The organism is Moorena sp. SIO3H5, assembly GCF_010692395.1.
Taxonomy (GTDB): domain Bacteria; phylum Cyanobacteriota; class Cyanobacteriia; order Cyanobacteriales; family Coleofasciculaceae; genus Moorena.
On the sequence record NZ_JAAHHS010000772.1, the window covers coordinates 1 to 1,306 of the forward strand.

The following is a 1,306-nucleotide window of genomic DNA, read 5'->3' on the forward strand; positions in this document are numbered from 1 at the left end:
TCTAGGAAATAACCAATTATCAGTAAAAGCACTGAGTTTACTACAACCCTATCAACCTAGTTTGAGCGTTACCTGGCTATTTCAAAAAGCCATGAGTGTGGGGGTGAATCAAAAGATACCTAGCGATCGCATTAATCAGTTGTTGTCTGCGGTGTTTGAGGAAATGCAGAATTTAGGTGAACCGGTACTCAAGCCATTTTTACAAGATGTGGTGCAGTTTTCTGGGTTAACAAAGACCCTATTAAAAACAAATTTTAGTCATCCAATTTTAGTCATCAAACTAATCCCTCAATTGGGTTTATTCAGTTTACTAGATTGGATGGTGCATTACATCAATTTAGGGATTTATGCTGTGCTATTTGCAATTAGTCCAATGTTAGAACCATTATTAAACTATTTACCTCATAAATACTTATATTACTGGCATCGTTGGGTAGATGCTTGGAAATATGGTTCTGGTGCTGATCATTCAGAACGTTAGTAAAAAAGTTTACGGTACCATCTCAAATCAAAAATTCTGTGAATACCAATTTTGAAACAAATAATGGGAAGAATGGATGTCTATAACCCAGATATAAAAAGTAATTTTCAATTCTTTAATCCAAAATCCAAAATCTAAAATCCAAAATTGTGTAAGGTGTGGGAAAAATATGGCTAAAAGTCAATCTTCTGGCAGCAAATACTTTGCAGTCACCATTAGTTTACTGCGCGATCGCCAATTATTTCTAGAAGAAATTCAACAAGAGGTAAGACTACCAATAAAAATAATTTCTTTGTTAGTTTGTAGTTCTTTATTCCTAGCAGCCTATGGGGCAATTATTGGTGCCTACCACAGTTGGATGCAAGCGTTATCTTCTGCTATCAAGTTACCTGCTCTTTATCTAATTACCTTATTAATTTGCTTACCCACATTGTACTTTGCCAATGTTATCTTTGGTTCTAAACGTACATTTGCCCAGCATTTTGCTTTGGTGTTAACAGCAGTATCAGTTACTAGTGTACTGCTATTTAGTTTTGCACCAATCTCCCTATTTTTTATGATTAGCACTTATAATTACCAGTTTATAATTTTGCTGAACGTAATTATTTTTGCGCTTACAGGTTTTGCTGGTATTGCTACCCTATATAAAGCCAGTAGCGTAGTCTTAAAAGAAGATGGAGAAGGTACAAAGATTCGCACAAAGCTGATTCGTTCGTGGCTATGTCTGTATGCTTTTGTTGGTATTCAATTAGGATGGACACTCAGACCATTTTTTGGTACTCCTAACTCTGCATTTCAGTTATTTAGGGAGAGAGAAGGTAACTT

At 35.4% G+C, this 1,306-nt stretch carries 1 protein-coding gene and 1 pseudogene; both read left to right on the forward strand.

All coding sequences use genetic code 11. The features are described 5' to 3' along the window. Positions 1-481: pseudogene (locus F6K52_RS36400) on the forward strand (FAD-binding oxidoreductase); the annotation flags it as partial. Between the two features lie 169 nt (positions 482-650). Beyond that, positions 651-1,306, forward strand: a 656-nt coding sequence (locus F6K52_RS36405) for an actin-binding WH2 domain-containing protein (protein ID WP_293090108.1), incomplete at its 3' end; no start/stop codon positions are given.